This is a genomic window from Burkholderiaceae bacterium, assembly GCA_024235995.1.
Taxonomy (GTDB): Bacteria; Pseudomonadota; Gammaproteobacteria; order Burkholderiales; family Burkholderiaceae_C; genus Ottowia.
The window spans coordinates 2854019-2870108 of the sequence record JACKLI010000001.1 but is presented as its reverse complement, the minus strand read 5'-3'; the positions used below and the strand labels follow the sequence as shown (position 1 = coordinate 2870108).

Sequence of the window (16090 nt, the reverse complement as noted above, 5' to 3'; positions counted from 1 at the left end):
GTGATTATCGACGTTGAACTCGCCCGCCTGGACCTGCCCGCCGCGGCCACGCGCCGCACCCCCGCGCTGCTGGTGCTGGTGGCCGACGGCTTTGCCGCGGCCGACGACGCGCTGTCGGCCTGGATCGCCAAGGCGCGCGCCAGCGGCGACTTCAAGACCGGAGCGGGCCAGCTGCTCCACTCCTACGGCGCCGCCGGCCTGGCCGCCGAGCGCCTGCTGCTGGCGGGCGTGGGCGATGGCGGCGCGGCGGCCGTGCGCAAGGCGGTGGCCGCTGCCGTGGCCGCGCTGCGCGGCGGCGGCGCCTCGGCGCTGACCCTGTGCTTTGCCCAGGCGCCCGGCCCGCGCGCCGTGCAGGCCGCCACCCAGGCGCTGCAGGACGCCAGCTACCGCTACCAGGCCACCCGGGGCAAGGCCGAGCCGCCGGCCAAACTGCGGCGCGCCACGGTGGGCGTGCCCGACGTGGCGGCGGCGCGCGCCGAGTTCGAGCGTGCCCGTGGCACCGCGCAGGGCGTGACGCTGGCGCGCGAATGGGCCAACCGCCCGGCCAACCACGCCACGCCCCGGCTGCTGGCCGGCGCGGCGCGCGCGCTGGCCAAGCACAAGGGCATCGACTGCCAGGTGCTGGGGCCCAAGGAGGTTGCCAAGCTGGGCATGGGCGCGTTCCAGGCGGTGGCGCAGGGCTCGGGCGAGGAGCTGCGCTTCATCGTGCTGCGCTACGGCGGCGGCGCCAAGGGCGCGGCGCCGGTGGTGCTGGTGGGCAAGGGCATCACCTTCGACACCGGGGGCATCTCCATCAAGCCCGCCGCCGCCATGGACGAGATGAAGTTCGACATGAGCGGCGCCGCCAGCGTGCTGGGCGTGTTCCGCGCGCTGGCCGAGCTGAGGCCGGCGATCAACGTGGTGGGCCTGGTGCCCGCCTGCGAGAACATGCCCGACGGGCGCGCCATCAAGCCGGGCGACGTGGTCACCAGCCTGAGCGGGCAGACCATCGAGATCCTCAACACCGACGCCGAGGGCCGCCTGGTGCTGTGCGACGCGCTGACCTACGCCGAGCGCTTCAAGCCGCGCGCCGTGATCGACATCGCCACGCTCACCGGCGCCTGCATGATCGCGCTGGGCGGGGTGCGCAGCGGCCTGTTCGCCAGCAGCGACGCGCTGGCCGACGCGCTGCAGGCGGCGGGCGAGCGCGCGCTCGACCCGTGCTGGCGCCTGCCGCTGGACGACGAGTACGCCGAGGGCCTGAAGACCCACTTCGCCGACGTGGCCAACGTGGGCGGCCGCCCGGCCGGCGCCGTGACGGCGGCCAAGTTCCTGCAGCGCTTTGCCGGCGCCTTCGACTGGGCGCACCTGGACATCGCGGGCACGGCCTGGAAGGGCGGCACCAGCAAGGGCGCCACCGGCCGGCCGGTGGGCCTGCTGGTGGAATACCTGCTGGCGCTGGCCGAGGCGCCCGCGCCGGCCGCGGCCCGCGCGCCGCGGAAATCGGCCAGGCCCCGGGGCAAGGCCGGCGCCAAGGCCTGAGCACCATGGGCGGAAGCTGGCTTCGCATTGGGCGGCGGGCATGACCGAGGTCACGTTTCACTTCAACGTGCCCGACAAGGTGCACTACGCCTGCCGGCTGCTGCGCAAGGCCCAGGCGGGCGGCGCGCGCGTCGCGGTGCGGGCCGACGCCGACACGCTGCGCGCGCTGGACGTGGCGCTGTGGACCTTCTCGGCGCCCGACTTCGTCGCCCACTGCGGCGCCGACGCGCCGGCGGCCATGCGCGCGGCCTCGCCCATCGTGCTGGCGCCGGACGGCCAGGCGCTGGACGACGAGCGGCCCGTGCTGGTGCACCTGGGCCAGGCCTTGCCCAGCGGCTTCGAGCGCGCCGAGCGGCTGATCGAGCTGGTCGGCGCCGACCCCGCCGACCGCGCCCAGGCGCGCCTGCGCTGGCGCCACTACCAGGCGCGCGGCTACCCCATCCAGACCCACGACGCGGCCCCCCATGACCCACGATGAGTTCACGCCCCAGCCGGCGCCCGCGCGCTACGTGCCCACCCTGACCGAGGTGGTGGTCGACACCGGGCAGCCGGCCGCCGCCGGCGGCGCACCCGCCGCGCAGGCGGTGTCGGCCGGCGTCACGGCCGAGCAGGTGCTGGCGCTGCTGGGCCCCGAGCTGGACCGGCGCATCAGCGAGGCCATCGCCCAGGCCCTGCACGAGCAGATGCTGGGCCTGCACGCCCGGGTGCGCCGCGCCGTGGCCGACGTGGTGCAGGACGCGGTGGCGGGCGCGCTGCGCGAGCAGGTGCGCGGCCCGATGTCGGGATAAACCCCTGCCTCGGGGCCGTTTCGGATTAGCGTGTTCCCTATATGTTTCGGCCTTGAAGTGCGCTATCGTTCGCGCCCGTTGACGCGCTGTTGCGTCACCCAACTTCAGGAGACTTTGTATGCAGCTTCAACTGAAACTGACCATGGCCGCGGCCCTGATGGCCGCCTTCGGCATGGCCAGCGCGCAGGAGCAGGTCGTCAAGATCGCCAGCGTGGCGCCCATGTCCGGCGGCCAGGCGCATTACGGCAAGGACAACGCCAACGGCGTGCTCATGGCGATCGATGACCTGAACAAGCAGGGCATCACCATCGGCGGCAAGAAGATCAAGTGGGAAGCCGACATCGAGGATGACGCGGCCGATCCCAAGCAGGGCACGGCGGTGGCGCAGAAGCTGTGCGACATGAAGGTCAACGGCGTGGTCGGCCACCTGAACTCGGGCACCACCATTCCGGCCTCCAAGATCTACCACGACTGCGGCCTGCCCATGGTGACCGGCGCGGCCACCAACCCCGACCTGATGAAGCCGGGCTACAAGGAAATCTACCGCATCATCGCCAACGACAGCGCGCTGGGCGCCGGCATGGCCCACTACGCCAAGGACGTGCTCAAGCTCAAGACGGTGGCCGTCATCGACGACCGCACCGCCTATGGCCAGGGCCTGGCCGACATCTTCGCCAACACCGCCAAGAAGCTCGGCTTGAACGTGGTCGACCGCCAGTTCACCACCGACAAGGCCACCGACTTCATGGCCATCTTGACCGCCATCAAGGGCAAGAAGCCGGACGGCATCTTCTACGGCGGCATGGACCCGCAGGCCGGCCCCATGCTGCGCCAGATGGACCAGCTGGGCATGAGCAACGTGAAGTTCATGGGTGGCGACGGCGTGTGCACCGTCAAGCTGGCCGAGCTGTCGGGCGGCGCCAAGTCGCTGGCCAACGCGGCCTGCGCCGAAGGCGGCACCTCGCTGCAAAAGATGCCTGGCGGCGTGGAATGGAAGAAGCGCTACGACGCGGCCTACCCCAACCAGTACCAGGTCTACAGCCCCTACACCTACGACGCCACCATGCTGCTGGCCGACGCCATGAAGCGCGCCGACTCGGTCGACCCCAAGGTCTACAACGCCAAGCTGGAGCAGGCCAACTACAAGGGCATCACCTCCACCATCGCGTTCGAGCCCAACCACGAAGTCAAGAACGCGTCCATCACGATCTCGACCTACCCCGGCGGCAAGAAGACCCCGCTGGACTGATCGGCGCATCGCCCTCGTGCCAAGCCACCCTGCGGGGTGGCTTTTTTGTGTGTTCCCGCTAGCCAGGGGCCAGCAGCGCGGGGGTGGCGTCGGCCAGCGTGCGGCAGCCGGTCAGGGCCATCGCGGCCTCCAGCTCGTCGCGCAGCAGGCGCAGCATCCGGGCCACGCCGGGCGCGCCGTCGGCGGCCAGCGCGTGCAGCATGGGGCGGCCCACCAGCACGGCGCGGGCGCCCAGGGCGATGGCCTTGAGCACGTCGGTGCCACGGCGGATGCCGCCGTCGACGATCAGTGGCAGCGCATCGTCCACCGCGTCGCGCACCAGGGGCAGCGCCTGGGCGGTGGGCGGCAGGGTGTCGAGCGTGCGCCCGCCGTGGTTGCTGACGATCAGGCCGGCCACGCCCAGGCCCAGCGCCTGGCGCGCGTCCTGCGGGTGCAGCACGCCCTTGAGCCACACCGGCAGGCGGGTCTGCTGCCGCAGCCAGGCCACGTCGTCCCAGGTGGGCGCGTGCGCGGGCAGGCCGGCGCAGTAGGTGCTGGCCACCGCGGGCGCTACCGGCGCGTCCTGCAGGTGCACGGCGCGCACGCCGGGCGGGGGCGCGAAGCCGGCGCGGCGCTCGCCGTCGCGCACGCCCTGCACCGGCGCGTCGACCGTGAGCACGATGGCCTCGAAGCCGGCCGCCTCGGCGCGCTGCGCCAGCGCGCGGTTGAAGCCGCGATCGGCCTGCCAGTAGAGCTGAAACCACAGCGGCCCGCGCCCGGCGTCGCCCAGCACGGCTTGCGCCACACGCTCCAGCGGCACGCTGGACTGCGTGCCGAGGATGAAACCCGCGCCCTGCGCCGCCGCCGCCAGGGCGCTGGCCCACTCGCCGTCTGGGTGCGCCAGGCGCTGCAGCGCCACCGGCGCCAGCCCGATGGGGTGGGGCCATTCGCGCCCCGCCAGGCGGATGCGGGTGTGGCCGCCAGCCAGCGGGCGCAGCACGCGCGGCCACAGCCCGATCTGCTGCCAGGCGGCCTGGTTGGCCCGCAGCGTCAGCTCGTCGCCCGCGCCACCCTGCAGCCAGGCCCAGGTGGCGGCGTCCAGCCGCTGCCGGGCCGCGGCGGCCTGGTCGGCGAGGGTGACGGGTGGAAGCGGTGTTTGCTTCATGTTCGATAGCTGCTTGCGCTTGGCGGATAGGGGCTGGAGCCTGATTGGGCTTGATTTCTTCCCGTCGTCTTCGTTTCACGTGCTGGCCCACATGCGCAGCAGGTTGTGGTAGGTGCCGGTCAGCCGGGTGGTTTCCGGGCTTTCGCCGTGGCGCTGGCGCAGCTGGAGCAGGGCCATGTCCAGCTCGAACAGCAGGCGGCGCTGCTCGCTGGAGCGCACCATGCTCTCGACCCAGAAGAAGCTGGCCAGGCGGGTGCCGCGCGTGACGGGGCGCACCTCGTGGACGGCGGTGGAGGGGTAGAGCACGGCGTCGCCCGCGGGCAGCTTGACGGCCTGCGGGCCCCAGGTGCCGTGCACCACCAGCTCGCCGCCCTCGTAGTCCTCGGGCGCGGCCAGGAACAGCGTGCACGAGAGGTCGGCGCGCACCTGCTGCTCGGGCTCGCGCGCGTGCAGCACGGCGTTGTCCACGTGTGCGCCGTAGTGGTTGGCGGCGCCCTCGTAGCGGTTGAACAGCGGGTTGAAGATCCTGCGCGGCAGCGCGGCCGAGAGAAACAGCGCGTCGCGCTGCAGCGCCGCCCGCACGAGGGCGCGCAGCGTGCCGGCGCCGGGCCAGTCCTGCGCCAGCTGCCGGTTGTTCTTGACCTGCGCCGCCTGCGCGCCGGCGCTGCGGCGGCCGTCGATCCAGGGGGCGCCTTCGGCCGTGAGCAGGGCGCGCGCTTGCGCCAGCTCCTCGGGCGTCAGCAGGTTCTTCAGGTGGATCGGCATCAGAACAGGACCTTCAGCGTCAGGTCCACGCGGCGCGGCGCGCCGGGCTGGTAGAAGCCCCGGTACAGCGTGTCGGCATACCGCGTGTTGCCGAGGTTGGTGACGTTCAGCTTGAGCGTGACGGTTTCGCTCAGGCTGTATTCGGCCATGGCGTCGAAGCTGACGAAGCCGCGAGCCGTGTAGCTGCGCTGGCCCTCGGGGTTTTGGCGGCCGCGGTAGTTGGCGCCCACGCCCAGGCGCCATGGCGGGGCGATGCGGTAGGTCGTCCACACGCTGCCGCTGTGGCGCGGTGTCAGGCCCGGGCGGTCGCCTTCGGCCTGCGCGCCGGTGCCGGCGGCGTTCAGGCTGACGTTGCTGCGGTCGATGCGGGCGCTGGGAATCCAGGTGTGGTTCCAGAACAGCTCCCACGCGGGCGTGATGCGCCCGGCCAGGTTGAACTCCATGCCCGCGGCGTGGCGGCGGCCCGACAGCAGCTCCTGCTGGGCGGCGGTGTCGGGGTCGGTGTTGCGCTCGTTGAATTTCTGGCTGTAGAACAGGGCCGCGCCGGCCAGCACGCGGCGCTCGAGCAGCTCCCACTTGCCGCCGATCTCGAGGTTGCGGCTTTTCTCGGGCGGTGTGTTGGCCGAGCGGCCGGTGCCGGCGTTGACCTGCACGCCGTACTGGTAGGCGTCGCCCGAGGTGTTGAACGAGGTGCCGTACGAGATGTAGTAGGAGCTCAGCGGGTCGGGCTGCCAGATCAGGCCCAGGCGCGGGCTCCACAGGTTGTCGCTGCGCGTGTGGCTCAAGGACCCGTCGGCGTTGCGGTAGCTGCCCGTGAAGTGGTCGAAGCGCAGGCCGCCCACCAGCTTGAGGGTGTCGGCGAGCGAGACCGTGTCCTGCGCGTACACGCCGATGCTGCGCGAGCCGAAGCGGTTGAGCGGTGTCGGATGGGCACGCGCGTCGGGCACCCAGGCACCGTCGTCGGGCGTGCCGACAAGGGTGCCCGGCGACGGCGCCGGGTTGGCGTACGCGTTGTTGCGCCGGGCGCGCTCGTCGAACACGTCGGCGCCGGCCAGCAGCTCGTGCTTGCGGCCGCCCCATTGGTAGCGGCCGCTGTAGTCGCTTTGCAGCATCACGATGTCGCTGCGGCCGACGCGGCCCTTGGAGCTGCGCGTGAGCTGGGTGGCGTCGGTGATGTCGGCGAGCGCGCCCGGCCTGGGGTCGGCGAACCGGATCGGGCTGCCCAGCAGGTCGCGCGTGTAGCGGCCGGCGCGCAGGCGGGTCTTGAGCTCGCCGCCGCCGTCGAAGCGGTGCACGTGGCCCAGCGTGGCGTAGGTGGCCGAGGTGTCCAGGTGGTCGCTTGCCAGGCCGTAGAAGTTACGGGCCGGCAGGGTGGGGCGGATGCTGCCGTCCGCGTCGATGACCCATGGGTGCGCGTAGTTGGGGCGCCCGCGCACGTCCAGCGCGTACAGCCCCGCCGAGAACTCGTCGCGCGTGCCGATGCCCCAGCGGACGGTGGGCGCGATGCCCCACTTCTTCTGCAGCGCGCCCCAGTTGTCCGCGTCGTGCCCCAGCACGTTCAGGCGCACCGCCGCGTCGGGGCCGGTCTGCCAGTTGAAGTCGCCCGTCACGCGCTTTTCGTTGCCGGAGCCGAGCGTGGCGCTGGCCTCGTGCTGCGTCATCAGGAAGGGCTGCTTGCTGACCTGGTTGACCACGCCGCCGGTGGAGCCCTTGCCGAACAGCATCGAGGCCGAGCCCTTGATGACCTCGACGCGGTCGTCGTCGAAGGTGTCGCGCTCGTACAGCGGCGCGTCGCGCATGCCGTCGCGGTAGATGTCGCCCGCCTGGCCGAGCGAGAAGCCGCGCAGGCGCACGTCCTCCTCGCCGGTCTCGCCGGCCTGGAAGCTCACGCCGGCGGTGGCGCGCAGCACCTCGCGCAGGTCGTCCAGCTTGCGGTCCTGCATCAGCTTCTCGGTCATCACCGTCACGCTTTGCGGGATGTCCAGCAGCTTCTGCTCGCCCTTGCCGATTTCGGTGCGGCTGGCGCGCAAGAGGGTTTTGCTGGTGGTGGCGCCGTCGTCGATGGCCGTGTCGCGCACGGTGACGGCGTCCAGGGTGCCGGCCGTGGCCGGCGCGGCGGCCGGCGGCGTCTGGGCCACGGCGGCCGTGCCCAGCGTGCCGGCGAGCAGCAGCGCGCCCAGGGGCAGCAGCGGGGTGTTGTTTGCTCCTGTTTCAGTAGCTGTCTGCGCTTGATGGACAGGGGCTGGAGGTCGATTGGGTCTGGATTTTTGGGCAATTGGCATGGTCGCGTCGGCAAGCGGGTGGAGAAAGACGCTGGCTGACGGAATGCATGCGGGTGCCGATGGCACGCCCGCCGCCGCTGGCTGGCTGGGATGGAAGGCGTGATTCTACATAAATGAGAATCATTCTTGTTTGATCCGATGCGCCAGCAAGACAGACGGACATGAAAAAGGGACCGCGAGGTCCCCAGGGCGTCGGTGCGGTGCGAACGGTGGATCAGCTGGCCTCGCCCATCTGGCTTTGCAGGTAGTTCTGCAGCCCCACCTTGGCCAGCAGCTCGATCTGCGTCTCCAGCCAGTCGATGTGTTCCTCGGTGTCGTCCAGGATGTCCTGCAGCAGGTCGCGCGAGACGTAGTCGCGCGCCGTCTCGCAGTGCGCGATGCCGTCCTTGATGGTGGCCTGCGCGGCCTGCTCCAGCTTCAGGTCGCAGGCCAGCATCTCGGGCACGTCCTCGCCCACCATCAGCTTGCCCAGGTCCTGCAGGTTGGGCAGGCCGTCGAGCATCAGGATACGCTCCATCAGGCGGTCGGCGTGCTTCATCTCGCCGATCGATTCCTCGTGCTCCTTCTTGGCCAGCCGGTCCAGGCCCCAGTGCCGCTGGATGCGTGCGTGCAGGAAGTACTGGTTGATGGCCGTCAGCTCGTTCTTGAGCTGGGCCTGCAGATGCTTGATGACGGTGGCGTCGCCTTTCATGGGGTTCTCCTGCGCGGTGATTTCGAACCGGTCATCATAGGTCGATCGCCTTTTCGCAGCGCGCGCCGGGGACGCTGGCGCTTCGATCGTCAGCCGAGCCGGCGTTCAAGTCCGGCGCTCCATCTCCCGGATCAGCGCCTGCGCTTCGGCCCCCTCCGGAATCGGCCTGCCGCTGTCGCGCCACTGCACCGCGGCCTTGAAGCCGTTTTCCTGCGCATGGCGGCGAAACCACAGGCCCTCGGGGCTGTGGCGCGTGATGCCGTCGAACACCGTGGCCATGGTCTGCGACTGCTCCAGGCCCATGGCCAGCATGACCTGGTTGGCGATCAGCTTGTGCATCTGCAGCTGGCCGATGGGCACGCCGGCGATGCGCTCGGCCAGGCGCAGGGTGGCGGCCTCCAGCTCGGCGGCGGGCACGGCCTGGTTGGCCAGGCCCCAGTCGGCGGCCGTGCGGCCGTCGATCACGTCGCCGGTGAACATGAGCTGCTTGGCGCGCGTGGGCCCGAGGCGGTAGGTCCACATCGCCGTGGTGGGGCAGCCCCACACGCGGGTGGGCATGTAGCCGATGCGCGCGTCCTCGGCCATCACCAGCAGGTCGCAGCTGAGGGCGATGTCGCTGCCGCCGGCCACGGCCGCGCCGTGCACCTTGGCGATGGTGGGCTTGGGGCAGCGCCACAGGCTCATGAAGTCCTCGGTGTAGCGCTTCATGGCGCGGTAGTCGCGCATCGGGTCCCAGGGCATGGTCTCCTGCTGGCAGGGGTGCTCGATGTGCTGCTCGGCGGTGGCCGCCAGGTCGTAGCCGCCGCAAAAGCCCTTGCCCGCGCCCTCGACGATGATGACGTGCACCTCGTCGTCGTTGCTGGCCCACTCCACGGCGGCGCGGATCTCGGCCGGCATGTCGTCGCTGATGGCGTTCAGCCGCTCGGGGCGGTTGAGCAGCAGGCGCGCGATGCGCGGCTGGCGGGGGTCCTTGTCGATGCGCAGGGTGTTGAAGGCGGGCATGGGGGTCTCCAGGTGAATCGGTCATCGTAGCCGCGTGCGTTGCCCATATCGGCTATCGTCCGAAGGATGCGGAACGCGTGGTTTTCCCTTGGCTGGCGCAACCTGTGGCGCGACGTGCGGGCGGGCGAGTTGCGCCTGCTGGCGCTGGCGGCGGTGCTGGCGGTGGCGGCGCTGACCAGCGTGGGCTTTTTCTCCGACCGCCTGCAGGGCGGGCTGCAGCGCGACGCGCGCCAGCTGCTGGGCGGCGACGTGGTGCTGGTCAGCGACCAGCCGCCGGCCGCGGCCTGGCTGGAGCATGCGCGCGCCGACGGCCTGCAGGGCGTGCTGACGCTGAGCTTTCCGACCATGGGGCGCGCCAGCGACGCGCAGGGCGGCGCCACGCGCCTGGTGGCGCTGAAGGCGGTGGCCGATGGCTATCCGCTGCGCGGCCAGATGCGCCTGACGCAGCAGCCGGGCGACGTCACCGGCACGCCCACGCGCGCCATCCCGGCGCGCGGCCAGGCCTGGGTGGACCCGGCGTTGCTGGAGGCCCTGGGCCTGCACGTGGGCGACAGCGTGCTGCTGGGCGACAGCGCGCTGCGCATCGCCGCGCTGATCGCGCAGGAGCCCGACCGCGGCGCCGGCTTCATGAGCTTTGCCCCGCGCGTGATGATCAACGCGGCCGACCTGCCGGCCACCGCGCTGGTGCAGCCGGCCAGCCGCGTGACGTATCGGCTGGCGCTGGCCGGGCCCGAGCCGGCGGTGCGGCGCTTCACCGCCTGGGCCGAGGCCGAACTGAAGCAGCCCGGCGTGCGTGGCGTGCGCCTGGAGTCGCTGGCCAATGGCCGCCCCGAGATGCAGCAGACCCTGGGGCGGGCCGAGAAATTCCTCAACCTGGTGGTGCTGCTGGCGGCGCTGTTGTCGGCCGTGGCCGTGGCGCTGGCGGCGCGCGCGTTTGCCGCCCGCCAGCTCGACGCCGCCGCCATGCTGCGCGTGCTGGGCCTGCCGCAGCGCACCATGGCGGGTGCGTATGCGCTCGAGTTTCTGCTGGCGGGGCTGGCGGCCAGCGGGGTCGGCATCGGCCTGGGCTGGGGGCTGCACCACGTGTTCGTCGGCCTGATGGCGGGGCTGCTGGATGCCAGCCTGCCCGCGCCCAGCGCCTGGCCCGCCCTGGCCGGCCTGGGCCTGGGCCTGACGCTGCTGGTGGCCTTCGGCCTGCCGCCCGTGCTGCAGCTGGCGCAGGTGCCGCCGCTGCGCGTGCTGCGGCGCGACGTGGGGGCGCTCAAGGCGGCGTCGCTGGCGGTGCTGGCCCTGGGCGCGCTGGGCTTTGCCGCGCTGCTGCTGGCGCTGAGCCGGGACCGCGCGCTGGGCCTGATCGCGGTCGGCGGCTTTGCCGGCGCGGCCGCGCTGTTCGCCGCGCTGGCCTGGGGCGCGGTGGCGCTGCTGCGGCGCCTGGTGCACGAGCAGACGGCGCCGCGCTGGCTGGTACTGGCCACGCGCCAGCTGGCCGCGCGCCCGGTCTACGCCGTGGTGCAGGTCAGCAGCCTGGCGGTGGGCCTGCTGGCCCTGGTGCTGCTGGTGCTGCTGCGCACCGACCTGATCGACAGCTGGCGCCAGGCCACGCCGCCCGACGCGCCCAACCGCTTCGTCATCAACATCATACCGGACCAGGCCGAGGCCTTCCGTCACACCGTGCAGCAGGCGGGCGCGGGCAGGATGGACTGGTACCCCATGTTCCGCGGCCGGCTGGTGGCCGTCAACGGCCAGGCCGTCGACCCCGGGCGCTACGCCGACGAGCGCGCGCAGCGCCTGGTCGAGCGCGAGTTCAACCTGTCGAACGCCGCCGACCGGCCGCCGTACAACGCGATCGTCGCCGGCCGCTGGCAGCCGGACGAGGCGGATGCCATCAGCGTCGAGGAGGGCCTGGCGCAGACGCTGGGCCTGAAGCTGGGCGACACGCTGCGCTTCGACGTCGGCGGCATGCCCGTCGAGGCGCGCATCACCTCGCTGCGCAAGGTGGACTGGGCGTCGATGCGGGTCAACTTCTTCGTCATGTTCCCGCGCGCCGACATGCCCGAGCTGCCCGTCACCTACATCGCGGCCTACCGCGCGCCCGCGCGGGCCGGCTTCGACAACGCGCTGGTGCGGCAGTTTCCCAACATCACCAACGTCGACACGGCGCAGTCCATCGCCCAGGTGCAGCGCGTGCTGGACCAGGTGATCGGCGCGGTGCAGTTCCTGTTCGGCTTCACGCTGGCGGCCGGCCTGCTGGTGCTGCTGGCGGCGGTGGGCGCCACGCGCGAGGAGCGCGCGCGCGAGTTCGCCATCATGCGCGCCGTCGGCGCCAGCGGCCAGTTGCTGCGCCAGTTGCAGCGCGCCGAGCTGGCGGGCGTGGGCCTGCTGGCCGGCCTGCTGGCCAGCGTGGCCGCGATGGGCATGGGCTGGGCGCTGGCGCGGCAGGTGTTCGACTTCAGCTGGGCGCCGCCGCCCTGGGTGGCCCTGGTCAGCGCGCTGGCCGGCGCGCTGCTGGCGCTGGTGGCGGGCTGGTGGAGCCTGCGCGAGGTGCTGCGCCGCCCGGTGGTGCAGACGCTTCGTCAGGCCGCCGATTGAAGCCACCCGCTACACTGCCGCCAGTCGCGGCCCGCGCAGGCGAGCCGCCGGAGCCCCAACCGATGCCCGACCCCGATTTTTCGCCCCCACCGACGCTGCCGGACGCGGCGCCGCCGCGCCCGCGCCGCAAGGGCATCTACGTGCTGCCCAACATGATCACGCTGGCGGCGCTGTTCGGCGGCTTCTACGCCATCGTGATGGCCATGAACGGCCACTTCGGCCTGGCCACCGCGGGCATTTTCGCGGCCATGGTGCTCGACAGCCTGGATGGGCGCGTGGCGCGCATGACGCGCACGCAAAGCGCGTTCGGCGAGCAGATGGACTCGCTGTCGGATATGGTCAGCTTCGGCGCCGCGCCGGCGCTGGTGGCCTACGTGTGGGCGCTGCAGCCGCTGGGCAAGGCCGGCTGGTTCGCCGCCTTCGTCTACTGCGCCTGCGCGGCGCTGCGCCTGGCGCGCTTCAACGTCAACACGGCGGTGGTGGACAAGCGCTACTTCCAGGGGCTGCCCTCGCCGGCGGCGGCGGCGCTGGTGGCGGGCTTCATCTGGCTGACCAGCGCCATGCTGGAGGCGCAGCGCGACGTGCCGCTGTTCCGCGAGTTGCTCTCGATGCTGGGCGGGCGGCGCGTGGCGCGCGGCGACTTCGCCTGGCTGATGTTCGCCATCACGCTGTTCGCCGGCCTGACCATGGTCACCAACACGCCGTACTACAGCTTCAAGGACATGCGCAGCCCGCGCAGCGTGCCCTTCGTGGTGCTGGTGCTGGCGGCGCTGCTGATCGCGGTCATCAGCATCGAGCCGGCCACCATCCTGTTTCTGTTGTTCGTGGGCTACGCGCTGTCGGGCTACGTCATCTACGCCTGGCGCAAGGCCAAGGGCGAGCCGGTCAGCATCGTCAGCACCTCGACCGACGAACCCGACGAGCGCGGCCTGCACGGCGACTGACGCGCGCTCGATGCAGGCATGGCGCCGGCTGTGCTATATTTTGTGCCCATGAACCATTCGCTCGCCCTACGACTACTGGCCGTGCCAAACGGGCAGGTGCGATAGCGCGCGCGATTTTTCCAGCAAAGGCCCGTTTGCACCCGCAGCGGGCCTTTTTGTTTGGCGCAGACATTTTGCTCGCGGGTGCCCTCACCCTGACCCCTGACCCGGAGACCGCTTCATGACCGACCAACTCATCATCTTCGACACCACCTTGCGCGACGGCGAGCAGTCGCCCGGCGCGTCCATGACCAAGGACGAGAAGCTGCGCATCGCGCGCCAGCTCGAGCGCCTGAAGGTGGACGTGATCGAGGCCGGCTTCGCCGCCAGCAGCAACGGCGATTTCGAATGCGTGCAGGCGATCGCGCGTGTCGTCAAGGACTCCACCGTGTGCTCGCTGGCGCGCGCCAACGACCGCGACATCGCGCGCGCCGCCGAGGCGCTGAAGGGCAGCGACAACGCGCGCATCCATCTCTTCATCGCCACCAGCCCGCTGCACATGGAGAAGAAGCTGCGCATGACGCCCGAGGAGGTGTTCGAGCAGGCCAGGCTGGCGGTGCGCTTTGCGCGCAACCAGCGCGACAACATCGAGTTCAGCGCCGAGGACGGCTACCGCAGCGACATGGACTTTCTGGCCCGCGTGTGCGAGGCGGCGATCCGCGAGGGCGCCACCACCATCAACATTCCCGACACCGTGGGCTACGCCATTCCCGAGCTGTACGGCAACTTCCTCAAGACGCTGCGCGAGAAGGTGCCCAACAGCGACCAGGCCATCTGGTCCGTGCACTGCCACAACGACCTGGGCATGGCGGTGGCCAACAGCCTGGCGGGTGTCAAGATCGGCGGCGCGCGCCAGATTGAATGCACCATCAACGGCCTGGGCGAGCGCGCGGGTAACTGCTCGCTCGAGGAGGTGGTGATGGCCGTCAAGACCCGCAAAGACTACTTCGACCTGCAGGTCGGCATCGACACCACGCAGATCCTGGCCGCCAGCAAAATGGTGAGCTCCACCACGGGCTTCGTGGTGCAGCCCAACAAGGCCGTCGTCGGCGCCAACGCCTTCGCGCATGCCAGCGGCATCCACCAGGACGGCGTGCTCAAGGCGCGCGACACCTACGAGATCATGCGCGCGGAGGACGTGGGCTGGAGCACCAACAAGATCGTGCTGGGCAAGCTCAGCGGCCGCAACGCCTTCAAGCAGCGCCTGCAGGAGCTGGGCGTGGAGCTGGAGTCCGAGGGCGAGGTGATGGCCGCGTTTGCCAAGTTCAAGGAGCTGGCCGACCGCAAGAGCGAGATCTTCGACGAGGACATCCTGGCGCTGGTGAGCGACGAGAGCGTGACGGCCGAGAAGGAGCACTACGGCTTCATCTCGCTGGCGCAGCGCAGCGAAACCGGCGAGCAGCCGCATGCCGAGATCGTCTTCACCGCCGCCGGCAAGGAGGTGCGCAGCCACGCCGACGGCAACGGCCCGGTGGACGCGTCGCTGAAAGCGATCGAGGCGCATGTCAAGAGCGGCGCCGAGATGGTGCTGTATTCGGTCAACGCCATCAGCGGCTCGACCGACGCACAGGGCGAGGTCACCGTGCGGCTGCAGAACGCCGGACGCGTGGTCAACGGCGTGGGGGCCGACCCCGACATCATCGTCGCGTCGGCGAAGGCATATCTGAGTGCACTCAACAAGTTACATAGCAAATCGGATCGGATTGCGGCGCAAGGCTAGGGTAGTCCCGATCCTTCAATGGCTGCTTCAATAAAGATGCGCAACTGATTGTTGTTGCGCATCTTTTTTTGTTTTTGTACACTGGCGCCCGGCTTTTGTTCTGGCTCGGGGTTCTATGATGCGTGAATGGGTGGCAACAGGCAGGTGGGCGGCAGGCCTGCGCGGATGGACCGGTGCGGTGATGCTGGCCTTGCTGGCGCTGCTGCCGTTTTCGCCCGCCCAGGCGGCCGGCAAGAAGCACACCTCCACCGCCACCAGCCATCGCACCGCGGCCAAGGCCCATTCGGCCAAGGCGACCGCCCCACGCAAGAGCGAATCCAAGGCCAGCAGCAGCCGCAGCCCGCGTGTCTCGGCCAAGCTGGACGGGCGGCGCCATGGCAAGGCCCGCGTGGCCTCCAAGACCCATCGCCTGTCGCTGCGCCCCGCGGTCGTGCGCGAGGAGCCGCCGGCGCGCCTGTCCTTCGGCCAGATGGCGGGCCTGCACGAGGTCACCGGCCCGCTGGGCCTGAAGTCCAGCGTGGCCCTGGTGGTGGACCAGGACACGCACCAGGTGCTGCTGGGCAAGAACGAGCACGCGGTGCTGCCCATCGCCTCGCTGACCAAGCTGATGACCGGCATGGTCGTTTCGGAGGCCCGCCTGCCGATGGACCAGGTCATCACCATCACGGACGAGGACGTCGACACCGAGAAGAACAGCCGCTCGCGCCTGACCGTAGGCACCGAGCTGTCGCGCGGCGAGCTGCTGCACCTGGCGCTGATGTCCAGCGAGAACCGCGCCGCCCACGCGCTGGGGCGCACCTTTCCGGGCGGGCTGAACCACTTCGTGTCGCTGATGAACGCGCGCGCCCAGCAGTTGGGCATGACGGACACGCGCTACGTCGAGCCGACGGGCCTGTCCAGTGCCAACCAGTCCAGCGCGCGGGACTTGGCGGTGCTGGTGAACGCGGCCTACCAGAACCCGCAGCTGCGCGAGCTGACCACTTCGCCCAGCCACGAGGTGGCGGTCGGCCACCGCCTGCTGCAGTTCAACAACACCAACGGCCTGGTCAAGAGCCCCGAGTGGGACATCGGCCTGCAGAAGACCGGCTTCATCAACGAGGCGGGCCGCTGCCTGGTCATGCAGACGCGCATCGCGGGGCGCAAGCTGATCATGGTGTTCCTGGACTCGGCCGGCAAGTACACCCGCTTCGCCGACGCCGAGCGCGTGCGCCGCTGGGTCGAGATGCTGCCGCATTCGAGCACAGTGGCGAGCCACGGTTTTGCCGGCTGAAACTATCGATTCAATAGCTGATTGGGCTTGATCGGCGCGGGCTGGATGCCGATCTGATTGCGTGCCCGAGAACGCGGCCAAGGCCG

Annotated in this window: 13 protein-coding genes; 8 read left to right on the top strand and 5 right to left on the bottom strand. The window is 70.9% G+C overall.

The genetic code is table 11. From position 1 onward, the window contains the following. Window positions 1-6: 6 nt before the first annotated feature. The 4 genes from H6927_13745 (at window position 7) to H6927_13730 (ending at window position 3558) form a co-directional block, all read left to right on the top strand. The gene (locus H6927_13745; GenBank protein MCP5219160.1) at window positions 7-1521 is read left to right on the top strand and encodes a leucyl aminopeptidase; all 1515 of its coding nucleotides are present in this window, start codon (window positions 7-9) and stop codon (window positions 1519-1521) included. A 40-nt stretch (window positions 1522-1561) separates the two neighbouring features. Beyond that, the gene (locus H6927_13740) at window positions 1562-1999 is read left to right on the top strand and encodes a DNA polymerase III subunit chi (protein MCP5219159.1); all 438 of its coding nucleotides are present in this window, start codon (window positions 1562-1564) and stop codon (window positions 1997-1999) included. Beyond that, window positions 1986-2309, top strand: a complete 324-nt coding sequence (locus H6927_13735) for a hypothetical protein (protein ID MCP5219158.1) — start codon at window positions 1986-1988, stop codon at window positions 2307-2309. The genes H6927_13740 and H6927_13735 overlap by 14 nt, the downstream gene beginning before the upstream one ends. A gap of 118 nt (window positions 2310-2427) precedes the next feature. Continuing rightward, complete coding sequence (locus tag H6927_13730) at window positions 2428-3558, top strand: branched-chain amino acid ABC transporter substrate-binding protein (protein MCP5219157.1); 1131 nt, start codon at window positions 2428-2430, stop codon at window positions 3556-3558. A gap of 58 nt (window positions 3559-3616) precedes the next feature. Here the strand turns inward: H6927_13730 and H6927_13725 are convergent, their stop codons facing one another. The 5 genes from H6927_13725 to H6927_13705 form a co-directional block, all read right to left on the bottom strand. Further along, window positions 3617-4702, bottom strand: a complete 1086-nt coding sequence (locus H6927_13725) for an alpha-hydroxy-acid oxidizing protein (GenBank protein ID MCP5219156.1) — start codon at window positions 4700-4702, stop codon at window positions 3617-3619. Window positions 4703-4777: 75 nt separating this feature from the next. Then, the gene (locus H6927_13720) at window positions 4778-5467 is read right to left on the bottom strand and encodes a Fe2+-dependent dioxygenase (GenBank protein ID MCP5219155.1); all 690 of its coding nucleotides are present in this window, start codon (window positions 5465-5467) and stop codon (window positions 4778-4780) included. Further along, window positions 5467-7749 carry a TonB-dependent siderophore receptor gene (locus H6927_13715; GenBank protein ID MCP5219154.1) on the bottom strand — a complete coding sequence of 761 codons (2283 nt, stop codon included), beginning with the start codon at window positions 7747-7749 and terminating at the stop codon, window positions 5467-5469. The genes H6927_13720 and H6927_13715 overlap by 1 nt, the downstream gene beginning before the upstream one ends. A gap of 214 nt (window positions 7750-7963) precedes the next feature. Beyond that, complete coding sequence (gene bfr / locus H6927_13710) at window positions 7964-8440, bottom strand: bacterioferritin (GenBank protein ID MCP5219153.1); 477 nt, start codon at window positions 8438-8440, stop codon at window positions 7964-7966. A 105-nt stretch (window positions 8441-8545) separates the two neighbouring features. Further along, on the bottom strand, window positions 8546-9442 hold the full coding sequence (locus tag H6927_13705) for a crotonase/enoyl-CoA hydratase family protein (GenBank protein ID MCP5219152.1): 897 nt from the start codon (window positions 9440-9442) through the stop codon (window positions 8546-8548). A 66-nt stretch (window positions 9443-9508) separates the two neighbouring features. On the opposite strand from H6927_13705, the gene H6927_13700 reads away from it, so the two are divergent. The 4 genes from H6927_13700 (at window position 9509) to pbpG (ending at window position 16004) form a co-directional block, all read left to right on the top strand. Continuing rightward, window positions 9509-12031 carry an ABC transporter permease gene (locus H6927_13700; GenBank protein ID MCP5219151.1) on the top strand — a complete coding sequence of 841 codons (2523 nt, stop codon included), beginning with the start codon at window positions 9509-9511 and terminating at the stop codon, window positions 12029-12031. Window positions 12032-12093: 62 nt separating this feature from the next. Then, window positions 12094-12975, top strand: coding sequence for a CDP-diacylglycerol--serine O-phosphatidyltransferase (gene pssA, locus H6927_13695; protein ID MCP5219150.1), 882 nt, complete (start codon window positions 12094-12096; stop codon window positions 12973-12975). 220 nt (window positions 12976-13195) lie between these two features. Beyond that, window positions 13196-14734: a 2-isopropylmalate synthase gene (locus H6927_13690; protein MCP5219149.1), complete on the top strand. Its 1539-nt coding sequence runs from the start codon at window positions 13196-13198 to the stop codon at window positions 14732-14734. 181 nt (window positions 14735-14915) lie between these two features. Then, window positions 14916-16004: a D-alanyl-D-alanine endopeptidase gene (gene pbpG, locus H6927_13685; GenBank protein ID MCP5219148.1), complete on the top strand. Its 1089-nt coding sequence runs from the start codon at window positions 14916-14918 to the stop codon at window positions 16002-16004. The last annotated feature ends 86 nt before the right edge of the window (window positions 16005-16090 follow it).

Excerpts from the sequence above, each read along its gene's own strand:
- H6927_13740 (MCP5219159.1), top strand. The coding sequence starts at position 1,562 with ATGACCGAGGTCACGTTTCACTTCAACGTGCCCGACAAGGTGCACTAC.
- H6927_13735 (MCP5219158.1), top strand. The coding sequence starts at position 1,986 with ATGACCCACGATGAGTTCACGCCCCAGCCGGCGCCCGCGCGCTACGTG.
- H6927_13730 (MCP5219157.1), top strand. The coding sequence starts at position 2,428 with ATGCAGCTTCAACTGAAACTGACCATGGCCGCGGCCCTGATGGCCGCC.
- H6927_13725 (MCP5219156.1), bottom strand. The coding sequence starts at position 4,702 with ATGAAGCAAACACCGCTTCCACCCGTCACCCTCGCCGACCAGGCCGCC.
- H6927_13720 (MCP5219155.1), bottom strand. The coding sequence starts at position 5,467 with ATGCCGATCCACCTGAAGAACCTGCTGACGCCCGAGGAGCTGGCGCAA.
- H6927_13715 (MCP5219154.1), bottom strand. The coding sequence starts at position 7,749 with ATGCCAATTGCCCAAAAATCCAGACCCAATCGACCTCCAGCCCCTGTC.
- bfr (MCP5219153.1), bottom strand. The coding sequence starts at position 8,440 with ATGAAAGGCGACGCCACCGTCATCAAGCATCTGCAGGCCCAGCTCAAG.
- H6927_13705 (MCP5219152.1), bottom strand. The coding sequence starts at position 9,442 with ATGCCCGCCTTCAACACCCTGCGCATCGACAAGGACCCCCGCCAGCCG.
- H6927_13700 (MCP5219151.1), top strand. The coding sequence starts at position 9,509 with ATGCGGAACGCGTGGTTTTCCCTTGGCTGGCGCAACCTGTGGCGCGAC.
- pssA (MCP5219150.1), top strand. The coding sequence starts at position 12,094 with ATGCCCGACCCCGATTTTTCGCCCCCACCGACGCTGCCGGACGCGGCG.
- H6927_13690 (MCP5219149.1), top strand. The coding sequence starts at position 13,196 with ATGACCGACCAACTCATCATCTTCGACACCACCTTGCGCGACGGCGAG.
- pbpG (MCP5219148.1), top strand. The coding sequence starts at position 14,916 with ATGCTGGCCTTGCTGGCGCTGCTGCCGTTTTCGCCCGCCCAGGCGGCC.